Source organism: Roseomonas sp. CAU 1739 (assembly GCF_039839775.1).
In the GTDB taxonomy this organism is placed as follows: domain Bacteria; phylum Pseudomonadota; class Alphaproteobacteria; order Acetobacterales; family Acetobacteraceae; genus Neoroseomonas.
Genome location: NZ_JBDOQQ010000012.1, coordinates 168,416 through 189,122 on the forward strand (window position 1 = coordinate 168,416; position 20,707 = coordinate 189,122).

The 20,707-nt window shown below is 70.6% G+C and carries 20 protein-coding genes; 11 read left to right on the top strand and 9 right to left on the bottom strand.

Annotated elements, in window-relative coordinates; all coding sequences use genetic code 11:
- Positions 1-137 precede the first annotated feature (137 nt).
- From AAFN86_RS19375 to AAFN86_RS19390, 4 genes are all read right to left on the bottom strand, one after another.
- Positions 138-1,301, bottom strand: coding sequence for a multidrug effflux MFS transporter (locus AAFN86_RS19375; protein WP_347545184.1), 1,164 nt, complete (start codon positions 1,299-1,301; stop codon positions 138-140).
- 217 nt (positions 1,302-1,518) lie between these two features.
- On the bottom strand, positions 1,519-3,870 hold the full coding sequence (locus AAFN86_RS19380) for a heavy metal translocating P-type ATPase (protein WP_347545185.1): 2,352 nt from the start codon (positions 3,868-3,870) through the stop codon (positions 1,519-1,521).
- A 92-nt stretch (positions 3,871-3,962) separates the two neighbouring features.
- Positions 3,963-4,472 (bottom strand): hypothetical protein, encoded by a 510-nt coding sequence (locus AAFN86_RS19385; protein ID WP_347545187.1) that lies wholly within the window; start codon positions 4,470-4,472, stop codon positions 3,963-3,965.
- Between the two features lie 24 nt (positions 4,473-4,496).
- Entirely contained in the window at positions 4,497-5,834 is a 1,338-nt protein-coding gene (locus tag AAFN86_RS19390) for an Nramp family divalent metal transporter (RefSeq protein WP_347545189.1), read from the bottom strand.
- An 81-nt stretch (positions 5,835-5,915) separates the two neighbouring features.
- Between AAFN86_RS19390 and mntR the strand changes: the two genes are divergently transcribed.
- Both mntR and AAFN86_RS19400 read left to right on the top strand, forming a co-directional pair.
- Positions 5,916-6,359, top strand: a complete 444-nt coding sequence (gene mntR / locus AAFN86_RS19395) for a manganese-binding transcriptional regulator MntR (RefSeq protein ID WP_347545191.1) — start codon at positions 5,916-5,918, stop codon at positions 6,357-6,359.
- Positions 6,360-6,364: 5 nt separating this feature from the next.
- Positions 6,365-6,823 carry a helix-turn-helix domain-containing protein gene (locus AAFN86_RS19400; RefSeq protein ID WP_347545220.1) on the top strand — a complete coding sequence of 153 codons (459 nt, stop codon included), beginning with the start codon at positions 6,365-6,367 and terminating at the stop codon, positions 6,821-6,823.
- Between the two features lie 300 nt (positions 6,824-7,123).
- Here AAFN86_RS19400 and AAFN86_RS19405 read toward each other — a convergent pair whose 3' ends face one another.
- From AAFN86_RS19405 to AAFN86_RS19420, 4 genes are all read right to left on the bottom strand, one after another.
- Positions 7,124-8,110 carry a trypsin-like peptidase domain-containing protein gene (locus AAFN86_RS19405; RefSeq protein ID WP_347545192.1) on the bottom strand — a complete coding sequence of 329 codons (987 nt, stop codon included), beginning with the start codon at positions 8,108-8,110 and terminating at the stop codon, positions 7,124-7,126.
- A 75-nt stretch (positions 8,111-8,185) separates the two neighbouring features.
- On the bottom strand, positions 8,186-8,935 hold the full coding sequence (radC, locus tag AAFN86_RS19410; RefSeq protein ID WP_347545193.1) for a RadC family protein: 750 nt from the start codon (positions 8,933-8,935) through the stop codon (positions 8,186-8,188).
- Positions 8,936-9,253: 318 nt separating this feature from the next.
- Positions 9,254-10,060: a type I methionyl aminopeptidase gene (gene map / locus AAFN86_RS19415; RefSeq protein ID WP_347545195.1), complete on the bottom strand. Its 807-nt coding sequence runs from the start codon at positions 10,058-10,060 to the stop codon at positions 9,254-9,256.
- A 75-nt stretch (positions 10,061-10,135) separates the two neighbouring features.
- On the bottom strand, positions 10,136-11,023 hold the full coding sequence (locus tag AAFN86_RS19420; protein ID WP_347545197.1) for a methyltransferase domain-containing protein: 888 nt from the start codon (positions 11,021-11,023) through the stop codon (positions 10,136-10,138).
- 216 nt (positions 11,024-11,239) lie between these two features.
- On the opposite strand from AAFN86_RS19420, the gene AAFN86_RS19425 reads away from it, so the two are divergent.
- From AAFN86_RS19425 to AAFN86_RS19445, 5 genes are all read left to right on the top strand, one after another.
- A complete protein-coding gene (locus tag AAFN86_RS19425; protein ID WP_347545198.1) occupies positions 11,240-12,829 on the top strand; it encodes a rhodanese-like domain-containing protein in 1,590 nt (529 codons plus the stop codon).
- Positions 12,830-12,857: 28 nt separating this feature from the next.
- Positions 12,858-13,616, top strand: coding sequence for a double zinc ribbon domain-containing protein (locus tag AAFN86_RS19430; protein WP_347545199.1), 759 nt, complete (start codon positions 12,858-12,860; stop codon positions 13,614-13,616).
- Positions 13,617-13,647: 31 nt separating this feature from the next.
- Complete coding sequence (gene grxC, locus AAFN86_RS19435; protein ID WP_347545200.1) at positions 13,648-13,905, top strand: glutaredoxin 3; 258 nt, start codon at positions 13,648-13,650, stop codon at positions 13,903-13,905.
- Between the two features lie 80 nt (positions 13,906-13,985).
- On the top strand, positions 13,986-14,483 hold the full coding sequence (locus AAFN86_RS19440) for a DUF1178 family protein (protein WP_347545201.1): 498 nt from the start codon (positions 13,986-13,988) through the stop codon (positions 14,481-14,483).
- A gap of 20 nt (positions 14,484-14,503) precedes the next feature.
- A complete protein-coding gene (locus AAFN86_RS19445; RefSeq protein WP_347545202.1) occupies positions 14,504-15,220 on the top strand; it encodes a hypothetical protein in 717 nt (238 codons plus the stop codon).
- Here the strand turns inward: AAFN86_RS19445 and ubiG are convergent.
- Positions 15,201-15,935: a bifunctional 2-polyprenyl-6-hydroxyphenol methylase/3-demethylubiquinol 3-O-methyltransferase UbiG gene (ubiG, locus tag AAFN86_RS19450; RefSeq protein WP_347545203.1), complete on the bottom strand. Its 735-nt coding sequence runs from the start codon at positions 15,933-15,935 to the stop codon at positions 15,201-15,203. The genes AAFN86_RS19445 and ubiG overlap by 20 nt on opposite strands.
- 144 nt (positions 15,936-16,079) lie before the next feature.
- Between ubiG and AAFN86_RS19455 the strand changes: the two genes are divergently transcribed.
- From AAFN86_RS19455 to ispG, 4 genes are all read left to right on the top strand, one after another.
- Positions 16,080-17,303: an aspartate kinase gene (locus AAFN86_RS19455; RefSeq protein WP_347545204.1), complete on the top strand. Its 1,224-nt coding sequence runs from the start codon at positions 16,080-16,082 to the stop codon at positions 17,301-17,303.
- Positions 17,304-17,341: 38 nt separating this feature from the next.
- Positions 17,342-18,346, top strand: a complete 1,005-nt coding sequence (locus AAFN86_RS19460; protein ID WP_347545221.1) for a nitronate monooxygenase — start codon at positions 17,342-17,344, stop codon at positions 18,344-18,346.
- 102 nt (positions 18,347-18,448) lie between these two features.
- Complete coding sequence (locus AAFN86_RS19465; protein WP_347545205.1) at positions 18,449-19,390, top strand: RodZ domain-containing protein; 942 nt, start codon at positions 18,449-18,451, stop codon at positions 19,388-19,390.
- 98 nt (positions 19,391-19,488) lie between these two features.
- Positions 19,489-20,631, top strand: coding sequence for a flavodoxin-dependent (E)-4-hydroxy-3-methylbut-2-enyl-diphosphate synthase (gene ispG, locus AAFN86_RS19470; RefSeq protein ID WP_347545206.1), 1,143 nt, complete (start codon positions 19,489-19,491; stop codon positions 20,629-20,631).
- The last annotated feature ends 76 nt before the right edge of the window (positions 20,632-20,707 follow it).

A 20,707-nucleotide genomic window follows, 5' to 3' on the forward strand; every position in this document is an offset into this window, starting at 1 on the left:
CGACGCCGCTGCGGCACCGCCCGGTCCCGCCCGGATGGCAACGCCGGGCAGGTGATACCGCTACGGCTCGCTGAGCCGCATGGGTTCCGCCCGCGGGGCATCGCACCCACCGCGGGCAGTTCGAAGGTGCGGCCTTCTCACCGGGGCCGCGCCATCTCCGCCATCAGCGCCGCCGCCGCACCGACCACCATCAGCAGTGCCATCGGCAGTGGCGTGCCATCCGCCAGCGCGCCCACCAGGGCGCTACCCATTGCCGCGCAGCTGAATTGCAGCGTTCCCAGCAAGGCCGAGGCACTGCCCGCCCGTGCCGCGTGGCGTGACAACGCGCCCACTGCGGCGTTGGGAAACACCAGGCCGGTGCAGGCCAGGGCGACCGCCGCCGGCAGGAAGATCCCCAGCAGTCCGCCGATCCCGGTGACGGCGGCGGCCGCCAGCACCATCACGGCCGCAGCCGACAGCCGCAGCGCATAGGACACCACGCGCCGCGCCCCGAACCGGTGCAGCAGCCACGGATTGAACTGCGACGCGCCGATGAAGCCGGTCGCGCTGATGGCGAACAACAGGCCGAAATGCGTGGGCGAGACGCCGAAATGTTCGATGTAGACGCCCGGCGCGCCGCTGATGAAGGCGAAGACCGAGAACATGGTGGCCGCGCCCATCAGCGCATGGGTGTAGAAGCCGCGTTCGCGCCCGATCTGGACGAAATCCGCCAGCAACGTCACGAAGGACCGCTTCGCACGCCGGTCGGGCGGCAGGGTCTCGGGCAGCAGGCGCCAGGCGAGCAGGCAGGACAGCCCGCCATAGGCCGCGGAGGCCCAGAAGATCATCCGCCAGCCGCCGGCAACCAGCAGCAGCCCGCCGATCGTCGGTGCGAGGATCGGCGCCGCGCCCATCACCAGCATCAGCTTCGACATCAGCCGCGCAGCGCCAAGCCCATCGGCGAGGTCGCGCACCATGGCGCGCGGGATGACGGCACTCGCCGCACCGCCGAAGGCGGCGATGCAGCGCCAGGCGGCCAGCACAGCCATGTCGTTCGCCATGGCGCAGCCGATCGAGGCCACGGTGTAGATCGCCGTGCCCACGATCAGCGGCGCCCGCCGCCCCAGCCGGTCGGCCAGCGTGCCCTGCACCAGCTGCCCGACGGCGAGGCCCACGAACCAGGAGGCGAGCGTGATCTCGACGCTGCCGCGCGCGGTGCCGAGCTCCGCCTCGATCGCCGGGAAGGCGGGCAGGTACATGTCGGTCGAGATCGGCCCGACCGCGGTCAGGAAGCCGAGCAGCAGCGGTAGCCAGGCTGGCATGGGGTCTCCAGTCGAGGACGGCAACGCCGGTCGCGCGGTGTTGAGCACCGAGCCGCGACGCCGCGCGCCAGTGCCGGCAGGCGGTGTCAGTATGCCGATTTGGGGATTGTGGTGCCGGGGACAGCGCAGGACCACGTCGTGCGCCGAAGGACGTCTCGCAGCGATGTTCCCCGAGACGCCTCGGGCTGGCAAGCGCGCTGGACGCGCGGGTGCCGCGCTATTGCGGCATTGCCGCACCGCGCCAGCGCAGCAGCCGCAGCGCGTTCAACGTGACGAGCACGGTCGCACCCGTATCGGCCAGGATCGCCGGCCACAATCCGGTGATGCCGACCAGCGTGGTCACCAGCACCACGCCCTTCAGCCCGACTGCCAGGCCGACATTCTGCCGGACATTGGCCATGGTCGCGCGCGACAGCGCCACGAGGTCCGCGACCCCGCCGACGCGATCGCGCAGCACGGCAGCATCGGCGGTTTCGAGCGCGACATCGGTGCCGCCGCCCATCGCCACGCCGACCGTCGCCGCAGCCAAGGCGGGCGCATCGTTGATGCCGTCGCCCACCATGATGACAGCGCCGGCCTCGCGCAGTGTGGCGATCTCGCGCAGCTTGTCGGCCGGCAGCAGCCCGGCCTTCGCTTCCAGCCCGAGCGTGGCGGCGATGGCGGCGGCGGTGCGCGGATTGTCGCCGGTCAGCATCACCGGGCGCACGCCCAGTGCGCTGATGGCGGCGACGCCGGCCGCGGCGTCGCCGCGCGGTTCGTCGCGCAGCGCGACCAGCCCCGCCGCGATGCCATCCACCACCACGACCGCGACGGTGCGGCCTTCCGATTCCAACCGCTCAATCTCGGCATCGAGCAGGGCGGGATCGGCCCCTTCCTCCCGCGCATGGCGTGGGCTGCCGATGCTGACGCGCTGCCCATCCACGCGCCCGGTCGCGGCACGACCCGGGATGGCAGCCTGGTCCGTGGCGGCGGGGATCGAGATGCTGCGCGCCTCGGCCTCGGCCAGGATGGCGCGGGCAAGGGGGTGGGCCGAACCCTGTTCGACCGCGGCGGCGAGGGCGAGCACGGCCTCGGCCGACCGCGCCGGGGCCGGCAGCACATCGGTCACGCGCGGGCGGCCTTCGGTCAGCGTGCCGGTCTTGTCGAAGGCGACGGAGGTGGCGCTGCCGATCGCCTCGAGCGCCGCGCCGCCCTTGATCAGCAGCCCGCGCCGCGCGCCGGCCGACAGGCCGGAAGCCATCGCCGCCGGCACCGAGATGACCAGCGCGCAGGGGCAGGCGATCAGCAGCACGGCGAGGCCGCGATACAGGCTGGTCCACCAATCCCACCCGAAGGCGAAGGGCGGGACCAGGATGACCAGCAGGGAGACGACCATCGCCCCCGGGGTCCACCAGCTCGCGAAGCGCTCGATGAAGCGCTGCGTCTTCGCGCGGGATGCGGTCGCCTCCTCCACCATGCGGATGATGCGGGCGATGGTGTTGTCGGATGCCGCGCGGGTCACCCGCAGGCGGATCGCGCCATCGGCGTTGATGCTGCCCGCCACGACCGGGTCGCCGGGGCCGCGGGTCACCGGAATGCTCTCCCCGGTGACCGGGCTTTCGTCGAGGGCCGAACGGCCGCCGATGATGACGCCGTCGCAGGGCACGCGGTCGCCAGGGCGGACCAGCACCTCGTCGCCGATGGACAGCGCCTCGGCCGGGACCTGCTCGGTGGTGCCGTCGGGACGCATGCGCTGGGCGACGCGCGGGATCAGCGCGGCCAGCGCGCGGATGCCATCCCGCGCGCGGCCGGCGGCAACGCTTTCCAGCATCTCCCCGAGGGCGAACAGCAGCACGACGATCGCCGCTTCCTCCGCCGCGCCGATGATCACGGCGCCGAGGGCGGCGGTGACCATCAGCGTTTCGATGCTGAAGGGACTGCCGGCGCGGGCCAGGGCGAAGGCGCGCCGGCCGAAGGGGATCAGCGCGACCAGCGTCGCCGCGAGGAACAGCGGATAGGTGAAGCGATGCGGCAGCGCCAGGGAGAGCGCATAGGCGCCCACCACCAGCCCGCCCAGCAACCAGACGAGCCGCGCCTTGCCGGTGACATACCAGGGCCTGGCGGCATCGGCGGGGTCGTCGTGGTCGTGGCCATGCGCGGCGGGCGCGGCGCGGCCCCGCGCATCGGCCGCGTGGTCGTGGCCAGCGTGATCGTGCCCATGGTCGGCATGGTCGTGGCTGTGATCCGCGTGATCATGCCCGTGACCCGCATGGTCGTGGCCGTGACCTGCGTGATCATGGTCATGGCCCGCATGGTCGTGGCTGCATGTCGGGCCGTGCCGGTGATGTCCGCCGGCCTCGGCTGCGCCGGACAGCGGGCTGACGGTGTATCCCAGCGCGGCCACCTGCCGCTCCACCGCCTCGGCCGAAGCGGTTCCCGCCGCGAGCGTCGCCGTCAGCCGCTCCGCCATCAGGTTGACGCTGACCCCGGAGATGCCCGGCAGGCGCTCGACTGCCTTCGTCACCTTGGCGACGCAGGCGGCGCAATCCATGCCTTCCACCCGCCATTGCAGCTTCTGTCCGCCATCCATGCCGGTCGTTCCTTCGCGTCGGCAGCGGGTATCGCACCTACAGCGACTGGAGGTTCAAGGGTTTTGTCGTGCCGGCCGCGCCGGGTCGGTCGTCAGACGATCTCGATCTCGCCGGTCATGCCGTGCTGGGCGTGGCTGCGGCCATCCGAGGCCACGATGCCGCAGCGCAGATCGGTGATGCGGCCGGTCGCCACCGGCACGAACCACCATTCGGCGGCGTGGCCGGGATAGACCTCGACCTCGCGGATCGTGCCCTTGAACTCCGCCAGCGTGACGCTGCGCCCGTTCGGCCCGGCCTGCGTCACCTGCACCTTGCGCGTGAAGATGCGCGCGGCGAAGTCGTCGGAGGTGAAGTAATGCGCGTCGCGGCTGACATTGCGCAGCACCAGGCGATAGAGCTTGCCCGTCTCGAAGCGCAGCCGGTTGGGCTCGAAGGCATGCCGCCCATCGGGCCGGCCGAGTTCGACGACAGTTTCGATCGGGTCCTGCCGCGTCAGGTCGCCGGCCGCCTGCGCCATGCGTGGCAGGGCCGCCGCCGCTGCCAGCGCAGCCATCATCGCGCGCCGGCCCATTGCGGGCATTCGGCCTTCATCCAACAGCATGCCCGCGTCCTTCCTTGTCCCGGCTCAGTCGCCGAAGATCGTGTCCGTCAGCACCTTGAGATTCAGCGCCAGGATCACCGCGGCGCAGGACCAGCCCAGCACCACCTGCCAGCGCGGCGCCGCCAGCACGCCGAGCCGCGACTTGTCCGAGGCGAACATCATCAGCGGTATCACCGCGAAGGGCAGTTGCATGGACAGGATCACCTGGCTCAGGATCAGCAGCTGCGCGGTGCCGGAAGCCCCGTAATACCAGGTGACGATCACCGCCGGCACGATGGCGATCAGCCGCGTCACCAGCCGGCGCATCACCGGCGGCAGGCGGAAACGCAGGAAGCCTTCCATCACCACCTGGCCGGCGAGCGTCGCCGTGACCGTCGAATTTAGCCCGCACAGCAACAGGGCCACCGCGAACAGCGTCGCCGCCAGCGTGCCGCCGAGCAGCGGCGACATCAGCTGGTAGGCCTCCTGGATCTCGGCGACCTCGGTATTGCCGGTGGTGTGGAAGGTGGCCGCCGCGGTGATCAGGATCGCCGAATTGATCAGCAAGGCGAAGGCCAGCGCGATGGTGCTGTCGAGGGTGGCGAATTTGATCGCCTCCCGCTTGCCGGTCTCGCCGCGGTCGAAGGCGCGGGACTGCACCACGGCGGTATGCAGGTACAGGTTGTGCGGCATCACCGTGGCACCCAGGATGCCCATGGCGATGTAGAGCTGCGTCTGGTTCGTCACGATGCTGGCCGACGGGATGTACCCGCGCAGCACGTCGCCCCAGACCGGATCCGACAGCACGATCTGCACGGCAAAGCAGCCGAAGATCAGCACGATGAAGCCGAAGATCAGCGCCTCCAGCCAACGCACGCCCTTGTTCTGCAACCACAGGATCAGGAAGGCGTCGAAGGCGGTCAGCATCACGCCGTACAGCAGCGGAATGCCGAACAGCAGTTCGAGCGCGATGGCGGTGCCGATCAGCTCGGCGAGGTCGGTCGCGCAGATCGCCGCCTCCGCCAGCAGCCACAGCGGGTAGGAGACCACCTTGGGAAAGCGTTCGCGGCAGAGCTGCGCGAGATCCCGGCCGGTCGCGATGCCGATGCGCGCGCACAGCGCCTGCAACAGGATCGCCATCAGCGAGGAGGTGAGGGCGACGGCGAGCAGCGTGTAGCCGAAGGCCGAGCCACCCGCGAGCGCGGTCGCCCAGTTGCCCGGGTCCATGTAGCCGACCGCGACCAGGTAGCCCGGCCCCATGAAGGCGAACAGCTTGCGCAGGAAGCCGCCGGCATTGGGCACGGCCACGGAACGATGTACCTCGGGCAGGCTGGGCGGGCCTGCGGGATGCGTCGCGACAGCGTCCGATGGCGGCGGGTTCATGCAGAGCCTCCGAAAGTTAGCCTAGGCTAAGAAGTGTTTCGCTCGCTATCAAGAGGCTCAACGTCGGATTCCCGTGTCTCGATGCCACGCCGCACCCTGCCCGCCGCCGAGGACCAGGCCGCCCGCTTCGCCCGCCAGCGCGAAGCGGACCGCACCGCGACGGCCGAGGACTATGTCGAGCTGATCGCCGACCTGCTGCGGGAGGAAGGGGAGGCGCGCGCCGTGGATCTCGCCCGCCGCATGGGTGTGTCCCAGGCGACGGTCACCGCGACGGTCGGCCGGCTGCAGCGCGACGGCCTTGTCGAAACCAAGCCCTATCGCGGGTTGTTCCTGACCGAGCCGGGGGCGGCGCTCGCCGCCGAAGCCAAGGCGCGGCACGACCTGGTGGTGCGCTTCCTGATCGCCGTCGGCCTTGACCCCGCGACGGCCGAACAGGATGCCGAGGGGCTGGAGCACCATGCGAGCGACAAGGCGCTGGCCGCCTTCGCGCGATTCGTGGCGAAAGCCGGCGGCGGCACCATATGACGGGCATGCTGACGATCGGCGACCTGGCGCGCGCCACCGGCGTGAAGCCCACCACCATCCGCTGGTACGAACAGGAAGGCTGGCTGCCGCCCGCCGCGCGGACCGAAGGCGGGCATCGCGCCTATGGGCAGGCGCATCTGCGCCGGCTTGGCTTCATCCGCCACGCCCGTGAACTGGGCTTCGAGAGTGCGGCGATCCGCGCCCTTCTTGACCTCGCCAGCCATCCGGAAGCGGATTGCCGCCAGGTGCATGAATTGGCCACCACCCAGATCCAGGACATCGATGCGCGTCTGCGGCGGCTGGCTGCCCTGCGCGCCGAGCTGGAACGCATGGCGACGCGTTGCGCCGGCGGTGTGGTGGGGGAGTGCCGCGTGATCGAGACGCTGGCGGATTTCGCCCACGGCCATTGCGACGATCCGAGCCATGGGGCGGATCCGCGTGCGCGCGGCGGTCAGGGAGCCTGATTCGACTGCGTTTCCGGCGTCGGGCGCGCATCCGCGCGCGGCGATCAGGACCGGGCGTGGCGACGGCTTTCGATCATCAGTTCTGCCCTGGCGTTCGCGGCACGCCTTTCGCGGCGGACCGGAACGGTTTTGCCCGGCACCGGATGACGGCTGCAGGAGGCCGCGTGACCTTGATGCAGCGGCCAGCGGTGGAGGCGAGGTCCCCTATGGTTCCGCGGCCTGGTCAGCCGGCCCCGGCGCGTATGCGTCACAGCCTGCCGTTCCCCGGCGCGCGGCGGGGATGATCGGGACCTGCCGCGGTCAGCGCAGGCAGCGCAGGAACAGCGTCGAGGCGTGCGCCACCTCGCCGATCTCGGCCGCCGAGCGCAGCGGCGCCGTGGGGTCTTCCAGCTGTGGCTGGACGCCGTGTTCGCGCATGAAGTCCACTGCCTCGGTGTGCTTCACCGCGAAGTTCACATTCTGCGGGATGTCGCCGGTGCGTTCGGCGATCCGCGCCGCGTTCAGCTTGGACACGATGACGCCCACCACATGGCCCCGCAGGTCGAGCAGCGGGCCGCCCGAATTGCCCTGCTGCACCGGCGCGCTGATCTGGATCTGACGCGAATTGTCACCCAGCCCCGCCAGCGCCGAGACATCGCCCGTCGTCAGCGTCGGACCGGACGACAGCAGGCCGGCGAGCGGGAAGCCGTAGGTCACGACATTCTCGCCTCGACGCACTTCCGCCGTGCTGCGGAACGGCAGGACCGGCCCGGCATCCGCATCGGTCCGCAGCAAGGCGAGGTCGCGCTGTTCATCGACGGCAATGACGGTGGCGGCGATGTCCTGGCCCGCGGCCGTGCGGGCGATCATCGCGGTGCAGCCCTGGGCGACATGGTGGTTGGTCATGATCTGGCGCGGGGCGACCACGAAACCGGTGCCGGAGGAGACATCGCGCGGCGGCTGCCGCCCGCCGCCCGGACCCGTGGCGCCGCTGGGTGGGCGGGGCATGGCGGCACCCAGCGGCGGTGGCTTGTCGCTCGGCAAGGCGGCCATCGGGCCCGGCGGGCGGCCGCCTGGCTGCTGTGGCGTCACCTGCGGGCGCCCACCTGGCTGCGGCCCGGCCTGCTGGCGACCGAGCGGCGGCGGCTTGTCTCGGGGCAGGGCGGTTTGCGGGCCGGGGGCGGCGCGGGGCGGGTTCGGTTGCGCCTGGGGCGGCAGGTTGCCAAGCGAGCCACCCGGCTTCTGGGCGATCGCCGGGAACGAGATGCAGGCGACGGCAAACGCGACGATCGGAGTGGGTGAGCGCATGGGCGAAGCGTGCAGGCTGGCGGGCGTGGCGGTCAATCGTCACCGCGCGATGCAACGCACATCGCGCGAAATCCTTCAGATCAGGCCTTCGCGCCGGAACGACAGATGGCGGCCATTGCCGACCACGAGGTGGTCATGCAGCACGATGCCGAGCACCTGCGCGGCCGCCTTGACCTCCTGCGTCATCTCAAGGTCGGCGCGTGACGGGGTCGGGTCCCCGGACGGGTGGTTGTGCACCAGGATCAGCGCCGTTGCCTGGAGCTCGAGGGCGCGGCGCACCACCTCGCGCGGGTAGACCGGCGTGTGGTTCACCGTGCCGCGCGCCTGCGCCTCATCCGCGATCAGCCGGTTGCGGGTGTCGAGGAAAAGCACGCGGAACTGCTCCACCTTTTCGCGTGACAACGCGGCTGTGAGGTAGGCGAGCAGCCGGTCCCAGTTGTTGAGGACGGGGCGGTCCATGACTTCGGCGCGCGACAGGCGCAGGGCGGCACCCTGGACGACGCGCAGCGCGGCGGCGCCGGCCTCGCCGAGGCCCTCGACCTCCCGCAGGTCGGCCAGCGGCGCCGCCACCGCATTGGCGAAGGATCCGAAGCGGGTGAGCAGGGCACGGGCAATCGGCTTGGTGTCGCGCCGCGGCAGGGCGAGGAAGAGGACCATTTCCAGCAATTCATGGTCGAGCAGCGCGTCCGGGCCGGCGGTCAGCAGCTTGGCACGCATGCGGGCGCGATGGCCGAGATGGCCGGGTGGATCGGCCTCGCTGGCGGGGTGTTCGAGCCCGATCAGGAAGCCGGGGCTGGCCTCGGCGAAGTGCTTGGTGCGCGACATGCCCGGTCCACAGGAGGTCCATCGGGTGGGTCCGGTGGATCAGCAACCCATGGTAGATGTATTTTTGTGAATATCAACGAAACAGGCGGCGTGTTGGTACGTCCGTCTGGCCATGCGGTCAGAGCGGAAACCGACAGGTGGAATCAGCTGATCGAGCGAGCAGGCTTGCCCAAGGAACAGGGGTAGAGCGGGTTCAAGTGCCAGCCGAGCGGCAGAAGCTGCCGGTGCAGACCGCGTCTGACCGTGTACGCAGTCAGAGGCGTTCACATGCTCGATCAAACAATGGGCCAGCGCGACTCGCGTAAACGCAATTCGCCCTCAGCCAGCGAGGTGCGGCTTGTGCAGGCCGGCCGGCGAAAGGGTGAAGATCTCCACGCCGTTCTCGGTCACGCCAATCATGTGTTCGTACTGCGCGGAGAGCGACCGGTCGCGCGTCACGGCGGTCCAGCCGTCGTCGAGGATCTTCACCTCGGGCCGGCCGGCATTCACCATCGGTTCCACGGTGAAGAACATGCCCGGACGCAGCTTCGGGCCCTCGCCGGGGCGGCCGAAATGCAGGACGTTGGGTGGTTCGTGGAAATGCCGCCCGATGCCGTGGCCGCAGAAGTCGCGCACCACGGAAAAGCGCTGCTTCTCGACATAGACCTGGATGGCGTGGCCGATATCGCCGAGCGTCGCCCCCGGCTTGATGGCGGCAATGCCGCGCATCATCGAATCATAGGTCACGTCCATCAGCAGCCGTGCCTTGGTGGACGGCGTGCCCGCGACATACATGCGGCTGGTGTCGCCGTACCAGCCATCGAGGATGACGGTGACGTCGATGTTGACGATGTCGCCATCGGCCAGCACGCGGTCGCCGGGGATGCCGTGGCACACGACATGATTGACCGAGGTGCAGGACGATTTGGTGTAGCCACGATAGCCGAGCGTCGCCGGGACCGCGCCGTGGTCGACCATGAAGTCATGGCACAGCTGGTCGATCTCCCCGGTCGTGACGCCGGGGCGGATATGGGCCGCGATCATGTCCAGCGTCTCGGCGGCCAGGCGACCGGCCTTGCGCATGCCCGCGAAATCCTCGGGGCGATGGATGGTGATGCGACGTGGTTCGCCGCCCTGCTGCTCCATCGAGCTATCCAACAATCTTGAGTGAAATGAACCTGGAAGATGCGCTCGCGCACCCCCGGTTGCAAGCGCGCGGCATCAATGGCCGGCCTTCTCGCCGGTGCCGCGCTCGACCGTGCCGAGGGCATCGGCGAGCCGCGCGGAGGCGCTGCCGGGCCGTGCGGCCTTGGGTTGGCCCTCGGCCGGAGACCAGCCTGTCAGCACCATCAGGCGCAGCGTCGCAGGGATGCCGTCCGTCCCGCGCGGCAGGCGCGCGGCGGTCAATGGAAAGAGCGCGCGGGGTGGTATGCGTCGATCGCGCGCCAGCACCGCGTTTGTCTCCCCCGCCGCGCGCAGGTCGGCGATCAGAGCGAATGGGTCGCGATAGACCAGCGCGATGTCCTCGGCATCGGCGACCGGCATGGCGAAGCCGGCACGCTGCAGCAGCCCCGCCCCGTCGCGCAGTTCGGGGAAGGGGGAGACGCGGGGGGACAGGCCGCCGCGCAACTCGGCCTCGGCCTCGGCGGTGGCGGCGCGCAGTTCCTGCAGCGTCGGCAGGCCCGGCACCATGGCGAGCAGCAGCCCGTCCGGCGCCATGGCGCGGCGGATCTGCACCAGCGCGCCCGGCAGGTCGTTCACCCAATGCAGGGACAGGAAGGCGACCACAAGGTCGAAGCTGCCTTCGGCGAAGGGCAGCCATTCCTCATCCATCGCGACGGGCAGGCCACCGGCGCCGCAGGCCAGCCGGGCCGAGAGGTCGGCCGAGACGACATGCCCGACGCCCCGCGCGGCCAGCCGCGGCGCGATCAACCCGCGGCCGCCGATCTCAAGGGCGCGGCCGAATCGGCGCGTGGTGTCATCCAGCCGGTCGAGCAGGCGGTCGGCGGCCTCGGCCAGGACGGGTGCGATCCGGTCCTGCGTGGCGGCAGCGCGGTCGCGCCGGCGCTGCACCAGGCGGCGGTCGAAAATTGCGGTCGGGTCGGCCATGGGCGGTCAGATGCGCCCGGCCGCGCGTGCCCGCAAGCCGGGGAGGTTCCCGCCCGCGCCGATCCGCCGCCGGTCGGTTCCCGTGCGGATGGGTTGGCCCTGGCGGGTGAAGCGGCGCGCCCGGCGAAGGCGACAGCGGTTCCACTCGCGGGGGAACCGCTCTAGCGTCCGGCCCTTCGCGAGGACGCGCCATGGCGCGGGCAGGGACAGGAACGCATGCCAAAGCAGATCGACGCCGCCACGCTCAAGGGTTGGATCGCGGATGGGCGGGAGCTCGCCATCCTCGACGCGCGGGAGGAGGGGGAATTCGGCCGGTCGCATCTGTTTTGGGCGATCCCGTGCCCGCTCTCGAAGAAGGAGTTCCGCGCCCGCGCGCTGCTGCCGCGGCTGGCGACACGCGTGGTCTGCGTGGATGGCGGGGAGGGGTACGCGGCGCAGCTCGCCGGCTATCTCGAAGGCATCGGCTGCAGCGATGTGGGTGTTCTCGCGGGTGGCACGCCGGGATGGATCGCGGCGGGCTATACCGCGTTTTCGGGCGTGAACGTGCCGTCCAAGGCCTTCGGCGAATGGATCGAGCATCACTATGAGACGCCCTCGGTCGATCCGGGCGAGCTGAAGGCGATGATGGACGCCGGCACTGACATGGTGGTGCTGGACAGCCGTCCGATCGACGAGTTTCGCCGCATGACCATCCCGACCGCGGTGAATGTGCCGGGCGGCGAACTGGTCTATCGGATCGGCGAATTCGTCACCCGGCCCGAGACGACCATCGTGGTGAACTGCGCCGGCCGGACGCGGTCGATCCTCGGCGCGGAATCGCTGCGCAGCGCAGGCGTGCCGAACAAGGTGGTGGCGCTGCGCAACGGCACCATGGGCTGGGAACTGGCCGGCTTCACCTGCGATCGCGGGCGTTCAGACCGTTACCCGGACCGCAGGCCGGCGGGGGCTGAGACGGCCTTCGACCGTGCCGACCGTTTCGCCCGCAAGCATGGTGTCCGCTTCATCACCCGCGCCGAATATGACCGGATGCAAGGCGAGGCCGACCGCACGACCTATCTGTTGGATGTGCGCGACCCGGAGGAATTCGCTGCCGGTCATCTGATCGGCAGCCGTTCCGCGCCCGGTGGGCAGCTGGTGCAGGCGACCGACCAATGGGTGGCGGTGCGCGGCGCGCGTATCGTGCTGGTGGACGACACCGGCGTGCGGGCGCGCATGACCGGCGGCTGGCTCCGTCAGCTCGGCGGCTGGGATGTCTGCGTGCTGACAGATGGGCTGGAAGGCCGCATCGAGGAAGGCGCCTGGGCCCCCCGCGCCCCCGAGGCCGATGCGCTGCGCATCCCCCATCTCACCCCGGCGGAACTGGCCGTGCTGGCGGGGGAAGGCGGGGCGCAGGTGATCGACCTGGCGCGGTCGATCGATTTCCGCGACGGCCATGTGCCGGGCGCCATCTGGGGCATCCGCACCCGGCTGGCGGCGCTGTCGGACCGGCTGACCGGGGACCGCCAGATCGTCGTCGCGGCGCCCGAGGAGGCGCAGGCGCGCCTGGCCGCCGCTGAATTGCAGGGATTCGCCAAGGCGCCTGTGAAGATCCTCGCGGGCGGCACCAAGGCCTGGGCGGCGGCGGGTTTCCCAATGGCGGCGGACCGCCGCGATCCGGCGGATGCCGATTGCGTCGACTTCTACCTGCGCCCCTACGACCGCAATGACGGTATCGAGGAAGCGATGCACGCCTATCTCTCCTGGGAGATCGACCTGGTGCATGAGGTGAAGAAGGACGGCGACGCGCCCTTCGGCGCCTGGGCCTGAGGTGGCGGCGGGGCTGCAACGCCTCGCCTTGGGCGCGCGCCGGGCTTCGGCACGGCTGCTCGACGCACTGCTGCCGCCGCGCTGCCTTGCCTGCGCGGCGGAGGTGACCGACCAGGGGACCTTGTGCGCGGACTGCTTCGCGGCGCTGGCCCCGGTGACCGCGCCGTTCTGCGAGCGCTGCGGCGTACCTTTCGCCCATGCAGGGCAAGGGCCGCCGGCTCCGGGCGCGCTGCTCTGCGCGACCTGCGAGACCGGTTCCCCTGTCTTCCGCACCGCTCGTGCCGCGCTACGCTATGGCGATGGCGCGAAACGGCTGATCCTGCCTTTCAAGCACGGAGACCGGACCGATCTCGCTTGGCCGCTTGCGCGGCAGATGGCGCGCGCCGGGGCGCCGCTGCTGGCGCGGGCGGAGATCATCGTGCCGGTGCCGGCGCATTGGCGGCGGCTGGTGGGGCGTCGCTACGACCAGGCGGCGTTGCTGGCCCGCGCGCTGGGCGCGATCGCCGGGCGGCCGGTGGTGCCGGACATGCTGCGGCGAAGTCGTGCGACGCCGCCACTGGGTGACAAGCGGGCGATGGAACGGGCGCTGGCGGTGGCCGGGGCCTTTGCCGTGTCCCGGCGGGCCGCGGTGCGGCTCGTCGGACGGCAGGTGCTGCTGGTCGATGATGTGATGACGTCCGGCGCGACGGTGAATGCCTGTGCGTCGGCGCTGCTCGCCGGCGGGGCGGCGGCGGTGGATGTGCTTGCGGTGGCACGGGTGCCGGATCCGCGGCTCGGGGTGGCTTGATCTCCGGGCGCATCACGCCAATTCTGAACGCATGGCCAAGATCGAGATCTACGTTCAGGACTTCTGCGGCTATTGCGCGCGCGCCAAGGCGTTGTTCGAGCGCAAGGGCGTCGCCTTCGATGAAATCTATGCCCCGAACGGATCGGCGGCGCGGGCGGAGGCGATGCATCGGTCCGGCGGGCGCACGACCGTGCCGCAGATCTTCATCGATGGGCAGGCGATCGGTGGGTCGGACGACCTGATGGCGCTGGATCGTGCCGGCAAGCTCGACTCGTTGCTGGCCGCCTGACATGACCTCTGGCACTCTCGTCATGCGAGTGCCACATGAGATGTCAGGGGCCGGTCGGGCCCGTCGGGAATGATGGAGCGATGATCCACTACCAGTTGCGCTGCACCAGCACGGCCGAGGAGCACGCCTTCGACGGTTGGTACAAGGACAGTGCCGCCTTCGATACGCTGGTGAAGGCCGGGCTGGTGGAATGCCCGGTCTGTGGTGGGGCCACGGTCGCCCGCGCGCTGATGGCGCCGGCCATCCCGAAGAAGGGCCGCCCGGCGCGCAACGCGGTGGTGCCGGCCGCGCCCGTTGAGGCGCCGGCACCCGCCACGCCGCCGGCCGAAACATCGCAGATCGCCGCCGGGCCCATGCCTGACCAGCTGCGCGCCATGCTGCAGAAGCTGCGCGCCGAGGTCGAGAAAAGCTGCGACTATGTCGGCAACGAATTCGCCGACGAGGCGCGCCGGATGCACCGGGGCGAATCCGAACGCCGCGGCATCTTCGGCGAGGCTTCCGACACCGAGGCCGAGGCGCTGCGCGACGAAGGGATCGAGGTCGGCCGCATCCCCTGGGTGCCGCGCGCCGACGGCTGACCGCCCGGCCGGGGTGTCCTGTGCTCGTCTTCAGCTACGGCGTGCCGAAATCGGGCAGTACCCTGGCCTTCCAGATCGCGCGCGCGGCGGCGATGGTGTCCGGCCATTCCCAGCGCCTGTTGCCGCCGCCGCTGCGCACGCCGGGCCACAAGGTGAATTTCCAGCAGCATCTTGATCCCGAATTGCTGCTGCGGACGGCGGCGCTGGCTGGCGAGCGGATCCTGGTCATCAAGACGCATGACGCGCCCGGGCCGGCGTGGGTGGCGGCGTATCGCGACCTGGCGGCGCGCGGGCAGGCGGCGGCGATCGTCAACCATCGGGACCCGCGCGACATCTGCCTGTCGCTGTGCGACGCCGGCCGGGCGGCGCGCGCAGCCGGCGAGAGCGCCTTCGCGGAATTCGTGACGCTGGAGGATGCCGTCGAGCGCGTGCGGGGGTATCTGGCGGAACTGGATGCCTGGCGCGGCCTGCCGGCGCTGCTCGATGTGCGCTACGAGGTCTGCGCCTTCCGGATGGATGAGGCGATCGCGGCGGTCCGGGGGCATCTGGGGTTGCGCGGGCCGGCCTGGCCGGTGCGCTTCTATGCCGGGCGCATCGCCTTCACCCATCGCAACAAGGCGGTGCCGGAACGCCATGCAAGGGAACTCGGCGCGGCTGAACGCGTGGCGCTGGATGCCGCCTTCGCGCCGTATCTGGACGCCATGGGCTATGCCCGGGTCACGGCTTCCGCGCCATGAGGATGTAGTTCACCGCGACGTCGCGGCTGGCATGCCAGCGGCCGGTCAGCGCGTCCATCGTCATGCCGGCGATGTCGGCGACCGCCAGCCCCGCGCCGCGCAGCCCGGTGCCGAGTTCGGAGGGCGTGACAAACATCTTCCAGTCATGGGTACCGATCGGCAGCATGCGCAGCAGGTATTCGGCGCCGAGCTTCGCCATCAGGAAGGATCGCGGCGTGCGGTTCAGGGTGGACAGGAAGACCAGCCCGCCGGGCTTCGCCGCGCGGGCGAGAGCCGCGAGGAAGGCATCCCGGTCGGCGACATGCTCGATGACCTCGAGCGCGATGACGGCGTCGAAGCCTGCCTCGGGCGGCAGGTCCTCGGGCAGGCCCTCGCGATAGGTGATGGGCAGGCCGGCGGCGGCGGCGTGGCTCCGCGCGGCCTGCAGCGCGCCCCCGGCGGCATCGAGGCCGGTGACGGCCGCGCCGCGACGGGCCAGGGCCTCCGACGCCAGGCCGGCGCCGCAGCCGACGTCGAGCAGGGTCAGCCCGGCCAGCGCATCGGGGGCCGAGGCGTCGCGGCCGTGATGGCTGGCGAGGCGCTCGGCGATCCAGCCGGTGCGCAGGGGATTCATCCGGTGCAGCGGCTTCATCGGGCCGTCCGGGTCCCACCAGCGGGCGGCCAGGGCGTCGAACTTGGCGATCTCCGCCCCCAGCATGGTGCCGGCCTGCGGCATGGTGGTCCCTTCCAGGGCGCGGGGCCCGATGACGGCGCGGGTTGCGCAGGACCCGGCCGATAGGTATCTGTCCCGCCCCGTCGCCCGGCGCAACCGCCGGCGCAGGCGTATCCCCGCCCGGCCCCAGGAACCAGACCGCCGCCGATGGCTCGCATTGTCATGAAGTTCGGCGGCACCTCCGTCGCCGATCTCGATCGAATCCGTAACGTCGCCAACCGCGTGAAGCGGGAGGTCGATGCCGGCCACCAGGTCGCCGTCGTCGTCTCGGCCATGTCCGGCGTGACGAACCAGTTGGTCAAATGGTGCCAGGACCTGTCGCCGCTGCATGATGCGCGCGAATACGACACGGTCGTTGCCACCGGCGAGCAGGTGACGACCGGCCTGACCGCCATCGCCTTGCAGACGATCGGCGTCGATGCCCGGTCCTGGCAGGGCTGGCAGGTACCGATCATCACCGACCAGGCCCATGGCAAGGCGCGGGTCGAGAGGATCGACGGTGCCCTGCTGATCGAGCGCATGGAGGCCGGCCAGGTGCCGGTCATCGCCGGCTTCCAGGGCATCGAGAACACCCGACACCGGATCACGACGCTGGGGCGCGGCGGGTCGGATTTGTCGGCGGTGGCGGTGGCGGCGGCGGTGAAGGCCGATCGCTGCGACATCTATACCGATGTGGACGGCATCTACACGACCGACCCGCGCATCGTGCCGCGCGCCCGCAAGCTGGAGCGCATCTCCTATGAGGAGATGCTCGAACTGGCCTCGGTGGGTGCGAAGGTGCTGCAGACGCGCTCGGTCGAACTAGCGATGAAACTCGGCGTGCGGGTGCAGGTGGTCTCGAGCTTCGAGGACAAGCCTGGCTCGCTCGTGGTGGATGAGGACGAGATCGTGGAACAGCCCGTGGTTTCCGGCATCGCGTATTCGCGCGACGATGCCAAGGTGACGCTGCGTCGCGTGCCGGACCGGCCGGGCGTGGCGGCGAAGGTGTTCGGCGCCATGGCGAAGGCCAATGTGAACGTGGACATGATCGTCCAGAACATCGGCGCCGACAGCACCACCGACATGACCTTCACGGTCGGCAAGGCGGATCTGGCGCGCGCGCAGGACGTGCTGGGCAAGGCGCAGGGCGAACTGGGCTTCGAGGCGCTGATCGCCGACCCGGACGTGGCGAAGATCAGCGTGGTCGGCATCGGCATGCGCAGCCATGCCGGCGTGGCGAACACCATGTTCAAGGCGCTGGCCGAGAAGGGGATCAACATCCAGGTGATCTCCACCTCCGAGATCAAGGTCTCGGTGCTGGTCGCCGCCGACTACACGGAACTTGCCGTGCGCGCCCTGCATACCGCCTACGGGCTGGACGCGCCGGCGTGACCGACACGCCCCCCGCGCCCGACTGGGCCTATGCCGAGATGGACCGGCTGATGGCGCGCGGGGCTGCCTTCTTCGGCACTCGTTACGCGCTGATGGGCGGGGCGATGTCCTGGGTCAGCGAGCGACACCTGGTCGCGGCCCTGTCCAATGCCGGGGCCTTCGGCGTCATCGCCTGCGGCGCGATGGAACCGCCACGGCTGGCCGAGGAGATCGCCGGCACGCAGGCGCTGACGAGCAAGCCCTTCGGCGTGAACCTGATCACCATGCATCCGCGGCTCGACCAGCTCGTCGATGTCTGCCTGGAGGCGAAGGTCGGGCATATCGTCTTCGCTGGCGGCATCCCGCCCGGCAGCGCGATCAAGAAGGCGAAGGATGGCGGGGCGAAGGTGGTCTGCTTCGCCCCCGCGCTGGTGCTGGCGAAGCGCCTGGTGCGCAGCGGCGCGGATGCGCTGGTGATCGAGGGTTCCGAGGCCGGCGGCCATATCGGGCCCGTCTCGCTCAACGTGCTGGCGCAGGAGATCCTGCCGCATATGACCGATGTGCCGGTCTTCGTGGCCGGCGGCATCGGGCGGGGGGAGGCGATCCTGTCCTACCTCGAGATGGGGGCGGCCGGCGCGCAGCTCGGCACGCGCTTCGTCTGCGCCACCGAATGCATCGCCCACCCGGCCTTCAAGCAGGCCTTCATCCGCGGCGCGGCGCGCGACGCCATGCCGACGGTGCAGCTTGATGAGGCCTTCCAGGTCATACCGGTCCGCGCGCTTCAGAATGCCGGCACGAAGCGCTTCCTGGAATACCAGGCGGAGACCATCCGCCGCTTCAAGGCGGGCGAGGTCGAGAAGGACGTCGCTCAGCTCGACATCGAGCACTACTGGGCCGGCGCGCTGCGCCGCGCGGTGATCGATGGCGATGTCGAGAACGGGTCGCTCATGGCTGGCCAGTCGGTCGGCATGGTCACGAAGGAACAGCCCGCCGCCGAGATCATCCGCGAACTGATCGACCAGGCCGCCGCGGCGATCGCCGCGCGGCGACGCAACGCCGCCTGACCGCGCGGCCGGCGGCCCGGTCCTTTGCGGGGACGACCCCGCGGGGGGCCTTTGCGGGAAAGGCCCCGCAAGGTAGAAGCCGCCGGTCGATCCTGGACCCCCATGAAGCGCACCCAACGCCCCGATATCACCGCCGCCGAAGCTGCCCGCGTGGGCGAGGACCTGCGTGAGGCGCGCCTGACCCTCGGCGCCAGTGTCGAGGACATGGCCGAGCATCTGCGCATCAACCGGCGCTATATCCATGCGCTCGAGGAAGGGCGCGTGAAGGACCTGCCGGGGTCGGCCTATGCGGTCGGTTTCGTGCGGTCCTATGCGAGCGCGCTTGGCCTTGACCCGGATGAGGCGGTGCGCCGCTTCCGTGACGTGACCGGCGGGACGACGACGAAGTCCGGCGAGCTGGTCTTCCCCGAGCCCGTGCCGTCGCGCGGCATGCCGGCCGGCGCGCTGGTGGCGGTTGGCGTGGTGATCGCGATCGGCGCCTATGTCGCCTGGTACAACTGGACCGGGTCGGGCAACCGGGTGGTGGATTCGGTGCCCCCCCTGCCGCCGCGCCTCGAACAAACCGCCCAGGAAGGCAGCCGGCTGCGCGAAGGCGGTGCGCCGCAGGCCGCAGCGCCGGCCGCCCCCGCGCCGCCGCCCGTCGTGGCGGCGCCCGCACCGCCCATCAATCCCAATGAGCCGCGCATCGTCATTCGGGCGCGCGGCGAGGCCTGGATCCAGGTGCGCGATACCCGCGAGAACAGGGTCGTGCTCGACCGGGTGCTGCGCACCGGCGAAACCTGGCCGGTGCCCAATCGCGAAGGCCTGGTGCTGACCACGGGCAAGGCCGAGAACCTTGATTTCGTGATGGATGGAGAGGCCGCGACCACCACCCTGACCGGCGCGACCGGCGTGCGCCGTGGCATCGCGCTCGAGGTCGACCGTCTGCGGGTGGCGGCGGCTGCGGAACCGGCGGTGCCGGCGCGGCCGGCCGGGGCGACGGGTCCCGCCGCACCGGCCCCGGCGGCGCCCCGCCCCGCCGCGCCGGCTGCGCCGCGCAACTGACGGCCCTTCCGAGGCCGGTCAGCGGCATGGCGCCTTTCGAAGCCTGCCCTGCATCGTCATATTGGCGGTGCCGCCGAGCCGAGGGATGATCCGTCGTCATGTCCTACCGCCCCTACCAGCAGATCGTTCGGCGCACCTCGCGGCAGATCGGCGTCGGCAAGGTCCGCGTCGGCGGCGACGCGCCGATCACCGTGCAGACCATGACCAACACGCCGACCGAGGACGCCAAGGCGACGATCGAACAGATCCGTCGATCCGAACTGGCGGGGGTGGACATCGTCCGCGTGTCCTGCCCGACCGAGGAAAGCACTGCCGCGCTGGCCGAGATCGTGCGCGAGGTGAATGTCCCGATCGTCGCCGATATCCATTTCCACTATCGCCGCGCCATCGAGGCCGCCCGGGCGGGTGCCGCCTGCCTGCGCATCAATCCCGGCAATATCGGGTCCAAGGAGCGCGTGAAGGAGGTCGTGAAGGCCGCGCGCGACCATGGCTGCTCGATCCGCATCGGGGTCAATGCCGGCAGTCTCGAGAAGCACCTGCTGGAAAAGTACGGCGAACCCAACCCCGAGGCGCTGGTCGAAAGCGCGCTGTGGCACGCCGACCACCTGCTCCAGGAAGGATTCGACGAATTCAAGATCAGCGTGAAGGCGTCGGACGTCTTCCTGGCGGTCGCGGCCTATCAGCAACTGGCCGAGGCCTGCGACCATCCGCTGCATATCGGCATCACCGAGGCGGGCGGACGGCGGGCCGGCACGGTGAAGTCCGCGATCGGGCTGGGTTCGCTGTTGTGGGCGGGCATCGGGGATACGCTGCGCGTGTCCCTGTCGGCGGAACCGGAGGAAGAGGTATCGGTCGGCTGGGAGATGCTGAAATCCCTGCATCTGCGCCATCGCGGGGTGAAGATCATCTCCTGCCCGTCCTGCGCGCGGCAGGGTTTCGACGTCATTCGCACGGTCGAGAAACTTGAGGAACGGCTGGCGCATATCGACCAGCCGATCAGCCTGTCCATCATCGGTTGCGTGGTGAACGGGCCGGGCGAGGCGCTGATGACCGATATCGGCCTGACCGGCGGCGGGGCCGGGACGCATATGGTCTATGGCGCCGGCAAGATGGACCACACCACGCGCACGGAGGACATGGTCGAGCACATCGTCGCGCTGGTGACGGCCAAGGCCGAGGCGATGGCGGCAGAGAAGCGCGCCGCGGCCGCGGCCGAGGTGAAGGCGCAGGCCGCGGAATGAGGGCGGCGGCGCAGGGTCGGGCCGTTGGGGCGGCGCTGCCCCTTCCAGACCACCTCGCCAGGGCCCCCCGGGTCCC

Excerpts from the sequence above, each read along its gene's own strand:
- AAFN86_RS19465 (WP_347545205.1), top strand. The coding sequence starts at position 18,449 with ATGAAGCGCACCCAACGCCCCGATATCACCGCCGCCGAAGCTGCCCGC.
- mntR (WP_347545191.1), top strand. The coding sequence starts at position 5,916 with ATGCCACGCCGCACCCTGCCCGCCGCCGAGGACCAGGCCGCCCGCTTC.
- map (WP_347545195.1), bottom strand. The coding sequence starts at position 10,060 with ATGGAGCAGCAGGGCGGCGAACCACGTCGCATCACCATCCATCGCCCC.
- ispG (WP_347545206.1), top strand. The coding sequence starts at position 19,489 with ATGTCCTACCGCCCCTACCAGCAGATCGTTCGGCGCACCTCGCGGCAG.
- AAFN86_RS19440 (WP_347545201.1), top strand. The coding sequence starts at position 13,986 with ATGATCCACTACCAGTTGCGCTGCACCAGCACGGCCGAGGAGCACGCC.
- AAFN86_RS19400 (WP_347545220.1), top strand. The coding sequence starts at position 6,365 with ATGCTGACGATCGGCGACCTGGCGCGCGCCACCGGCGTGAAGCCCACC.
- radC (WP_347545193.1), bottom strand. The coding sequence starts at position 8,935 with ATGTCGCGCACCAAGCACTTCGCCGAGGCCAGCCCCGGCTTCCTGATC.
- AAFN86_RS19405 (WP_347545192.1), bottom strand. The coding sequence starts at position 8,110 with ATGCGCTCACCCACTCCGATCGTCGCGTTTGCCGTCGCCTGCATCTCG.
- AAFN86_RS19460 (WP_347545221.1), top strand. The coding sequence starts at position 17,342 with ATGGACCGGCTGATGGCGCGCGGGGCTGCCTTCTTCGGCACTCGTTAC.
- AAFN86_RS19455 (WP_347545204.1), top strand. The coding sequence starts at position 16,080 with ATGGCTCGCATTGTCATGAAGTTCGGCGGCACCTCCGTCGCCGATCTC.
- ubiG (WP_347545203.1), bottom strand. The coding sequence starts at position 15,935 with ATGCCGCAGGCCGGCACCATGCTGGGGGCGGAGATCGCCAAGTTCGAC.
- grxC (WP_347545200.1), top strand. The coding sequence starts at position 13,648 with ATGGCCAAGATCGAGATCTACGTTCAGGACTTCTGCGGCTATTGCGCG.
- AAFN86_RS19375 (WP_347545184.1), bottom strand. The coding sequence starts at position 1,301 with ATGCCAGCCTGGCTACCGCTGCTGCTCGGCTTCCTGACCGCGGTCGGG.
- AAFN86_RS19390 (WP_347545189.1), bottom strand. The coding sequence starts at position 5,834 with ATGAACCCGCCGCCATCGGACGCTGTCGCGACGCATCCCGCAGGCCCG.
- AAFN86_RS19385 (WP_347545187.1), bottom strand. The coding sequence starts at position 4,472 with ATGCTGTTGGATGAAGGCCGAATGCCCGCAATGGGCCGGCGCGCGATG.
- AAFN86_RS19420 (WP_347545197.1), bottom strand. The coding sequence starts at position 11,023 with ATGGCCGACCCGACCGCAATTTTCGACCGCCGCCTGGTGCAGCGCCGG.
- AAFN86_RS19425 (WP_347545198.1), top strand. The coding sequence starts at position 11,240 with ATGCCAAAGCAGATCGACGCCGCCACGCTCAAGGGTTGGATCGCGGAT.
- AAFN86_RS19380 (WP_347545185.1), bottom strand. The coding sequence starts at position 3,870 with ATGGATGGCGGACAGAAGCTGCAATGGCGGGTGGAAGGCATGGATTGC.